The organism is Streptococcus sp. HSISS2 (assembly GCF_000448665.1).
In the GTDB taxonomy this organism is placed as follows: Bacteria; Bacillota; Bacilli; order Lactobacillales; family Streptococcaceae; genus Streptococcus; species Streptococcus raffinosi.
Genome location: NZ_CM002133.1, coordinates 1,675,600 through 1,680,109 on the forward strand (window position 1 = coordinate 1,675,600; position 4,510 = coordinate 1,680,109).

Below are 4,510 nucleotides of genomic sequence, written 5' to 3' on the forward strand. Positions count from 1 at the left end.
ACTTGTGGAACGGACTGGCTGGTTCGTACCGATGTGCTCAAAGATTGTGATAAACTACGAGACTTGACTGTACTCAAGGAAGCACTTGTAGAAGCGGACTGGCTGGTTCGTACCGATGTGCTCAAAGATTGTGATAAACTGCGAGACTTGACCGTGCTCAAAGAGGCACTCACTGAGAGAGATTGTTTTAGTGAATTTGAAACATTCCTTGACACTACTGTACTCACGGACGTACTTGTAGATGCTGACTGTTTCACAGATTCACTCGTACTATTAGAAAGAGACTTGCTATAGTCACTATTAGACAAGGGTACCGTCACGGTATTTGTCGTATCATCCTTATAAGTAATTGTCACCGTGCCATCATTATTGACTGTATAAGACTTAATACGATTAGCTGCTTCTGGATTCAAGGCCGACACAGCCGCAATAACCTTACTCTTATCTGCCTCTGTCAGAGCAGTCAGGCTTGTCACCTGAATGGTCGTCGTTGGCGCAACACCTGGCGTACGATCTGCAAGACGTCCTTGCGTCATCCGAATTTCACCCAAACCATTTGGACGGTTCATATTCGACGCATTGTCAATAGCAGCAACATTGCGCTGCCATGTGTTACGGGCAGAATAGGTCAAATCATCCTTCAAATGAATAGTTGTCGTAATGGTTGCCGGATTGGCACTTGTTGCCGTAATATCACCTGTAATTGGCGCTATATTTCCCGTACCGTATTGGGTACCACCAAGGAAATTACCGTTCAAAGCATTGTCATCCAAATTAGCTCTGGCAACAATCTTCATTTCTTTGAGCTTGCCACTATCATCAGTAGCGGTAAAGGTCAAAACTGCGTCATCACCCGCATAGATAATGTAGTTTTTTCCACCACCTTCAAGGGGAGTAGACTTGGGTTCGACACCATTGACAGTCAACTTGGCAGCCACTTCAGGTCGTGTGCTATCTGTGACTGCAACCGAGTTACTAGCATCTGAATAAACAGGGTAATTACCATACATGATGCGAGCTTTAGCCGTTACACCACCAGTTTGTAACTTAACCGTTGGCGTCACAATCGCTTGGCCAGAAGCATTTGCCACTGCTGTTCCGACCTCATCATCATTATTGTATAAAACAACGGTTGACCCTGGTTCAGCTCCTGTTATCGTTACAGCTGTCTGTGTATAGGCTTTATCCAACAGCCTTGTCGCCACCGTTGGGGCAGACAGGCGTTTGATAGGAGCAGTCACATCGTTAGAGGTATGATCCTTATAGGTAATAGACACTACACCTGTCGCTGAGACGGAATAAGACTTAAAGTCCTTAGAGGTCGCAATATTTGGATTTGTCGCCTTAAAGGTTTCCCAAACCTTATCTTTTTCAGCCTGAGCGAGATTGCTCGTGTCATTGACAAAAGTACCCGTTGTCACTGCCTTAATCGGGTTGCGAATCCCATCATTTTGAGGTAACACCTGGATGCTAAGCGTTTGTTTCACTGATCTGTTGACACTATTGGTCACAACAAAAGATAACTTATAAATTCTTCCTGGCGGCACTACTTCAGTAGCCCCAACTGTTCCCATAACATTAAAAGCAACGGAACTATTTCTCAAAGCAGTTGTTTGGGGAATATTGATACCATTGACACGATCACTATATGAGGTGTAACCAATACTACGAATACTGTATTGTGTTGGTTTTGATTCAACAACTTGATAGGCCTGATTGATGTAGTCAGAGTTATAAGCAGAAATCAAGCCATTGTTAGGACCTAAGTTATAATAAGGATTACGCAAGCTATTATCGGTACCAATGATAGCACCATTTCGAGGGTCACGCTGACCAGATGTCGCACGCAGCACCGCATTAGCAAGACTATTTCTAGCCTGTCTTGCTTGTGTAAGTGTAGGGGCCATGTCAACGCCACTATCAGCCAGACTGACACGAATAGCATCCAAGGCTTGATTTCCCTTCAGAATAGCCGCATCCGTATTTGGCAAATCAAGTGCTTGAGCTTTATAAGTATAAATCTCTAAGGCCAAATCTTTGAGACGCTTTTCTTGATCTGAACGCTCAGTATTAGACACAAGCGAAACAGCCAACAGACCGTTTGCAGTGTCAGATAATTGACGATTAACAAGAGCTTCGGATGCCAAAGAAGCATGTAACATGGCCGAATCCGAGCTGACAAGATTCACACCCTCTTGAGAAACACTATCACTCTTGCTAAATGATTGATTAGATATGCTGTCATAACGCTCTGAAGAGCCTGTAAGCCCACTCTCAGACAAACTATGAGAAGCCGACTGACTCGCTGATTCCAATTGAGAAGCTAGAGAAGCTGACAAGGAAGTCGAAATCGAAGCACTTAGTGACAGAGAGGCAGATTTTGAAGCCTGTTCAGAAGCTGAAATAGATTGACTGCTTGACAAGGACTCATTTAAAGAAGTCTCGGAAGTCTGACTTGACGCAGCTTCAGATGACTCTTGACTATTTACCTGACTCTCTTGGACACCAGACACAGAACCAATATTGCCAATAACAGCTGAATCTGATGCAACTAAAAGATCAGCCTTAGCTCCAGCTTGGCTTTCCAAAACTGGCCCATCTGTCACTTCTTCTGCATGAGTCACGTGATTCACAACAGCCCCACCTAACAAGGCTCCCGTAGCAAGCACTCCCTTAAGGAGCGACTGTCCTGAGAAAGCAGATGAATCCACTTCCACCTGCTGGGTACTGATCGAAGGTAAATCCACTCCTCCTTTTAGCACTTTAAAAAGACCAAAGTTTGAAGTCGCTGCACGAAGCCAGTGCTTCCCTGACTTCACCAGTTTAAAACGTGTCACACGATCCGTTTCACGATATTGACCTTCATTCCTTCTAAAAACATACTTACTCCATTAATTTTTTGATTAAAATACTCCTTCTAATTTTATCATAAAATTGAGCAAAAAATCTCATTTCAAACTTGCTTTCCCTGAACTTATACATTCCCAAATCTATTCAAATGCACCCCAACAAATAAGAAATCTGGATATATTAAAACTATTAGTCTTTTTAGATAAGCAAAAATCCCCCACCATTGAGAAAAGCTCAAATGATGAGGGATATTATAAATCTTAATGAGAAGGTAAGAATGAGACTTACTGACGATTAGAAGTCTTCACCCTCTTCTTCTTTCTTACGTTTGGCAAGAAAGGCAAGACCTGTTGCCGTTGCCAAAGCACCTAAAGCAAGAGCTGCCGATGAGTCTTCCTCACCAGTCTTAGGAAGAGCTTGGCTACCGTGCTTATGCTTAGGATCTTTAACTTCAGAAGAAGATACTGAAGTACTCATTGAAGCAGACAATGAAGTGCTTGCTGATTCACTCATTGAAGTTGAGACACTTACTGAAGCTGAAACGCTGCTTGAAGCACTTGCTGATTCTGAGGCACTCATTGAATCTGAAACCGATTGACTCGTTGAAACTGAGGCGCTTGTGCTTGCTGACTCGCTGAGTGATGTGGATTCACTTGTTGAGACTGAAGCGGAAACGCTACTTGAAGCACTTGCTGACTCTGAGACGCTCATTGAACCTGAAACTGATTGGCTCGTTGAAATTGAAGCGCTTGTGCTTTGTGATTCAGAGACTGACATTGAGACGGATTGACTCGCTGAAACTGAGGCACTCATTGAATCTGAAACCGATTGGCTCATTGAAACTGAGGCGCTTGTGCTTGCTGACTCGCTGAGTGACATTGATTCACTGGTTGAGACTGAAGCACTTAATGACGATGACAATGAGTTAGATACTGACTGACTCGTTGAAACTGAGGCGCTTGTGCTTTGTGATTCAGAAACTGACGTTGAGACGGACTGACTCGCTGAAACTGAGGCACTTGTGCTTGCTGACTCACTGAGTGATGTTGATTCACTGGTTGAGACTGAAGCACTCGTACTTTGTGATTCAGAAACTGACGTTGAGACGGATTGGCTCGTTGAAATTGAAGCGCTTGTGCTTTGTGATTCAGAGACTGACGTTGAAACTGACTGACTCGCTGAAACTGAGGCGCTTGTGCTTGCTGACTCACTGAGTGATGTTGATTCGCTGAGTGAGACTGAAGTGCTCGTACTTTGAGATTCAGAGATTGAGGTTGAGACGGATTGACTCGCTGAAACTGAGGAGCTTGTGCTTGCTGACTCACTGAGTGATGTTGATTCGCTGAGTGAAACTGAAGCGCTGGTTGACTCTGAGGCACTCATTGAACCGGAAACTGATTGGCTCGTTGAGATTGAAGCGCTCGTACTTTGTGATTCAGAGACTGACGTTGAAACTGATTGACTCGCTGAAACTGAGGCGCTTGTGCTTTGTGATTCAGAGACTGACGTTGAAACTGACTGACTTGCTGAAACTGAGGCGCTTGTGCTTTGTGATTCAGAGACTGACATTGAGACTGATTGACTCATTGAAATTGAAGCGCTCATACTTGATGACTCGCTGAGTGACATTGATTCACTGGTTGAGACTGAAGCACTTAAT

2 protein-coding genes are annotated in these 4,510 nt (G+C 44.0%); both read right to left on the bottom strand.

Translation table 11 applies throughout. The features are described 5' to 3' along the window. Positions 1-2,837: accessory Sec-dependent serine-rich glycoprotein adhesin (locus tag HSISS2_RS07380; protein ID WP_134981513.1), on the bottom strand; the 2,837-nt coding region annotated here is incomplete at its 3' end. Between the two features lie 307 nt (positions 2,838-3,144). After that, on the bottom strand, positions 3,145-4,510 hold a 1,366-nt coding region (locus tag HSISS2_RS11025; protein WP_134981515.1), incomplete at its 5' end, for an LPXTG cell wall anchor domain-containing protein.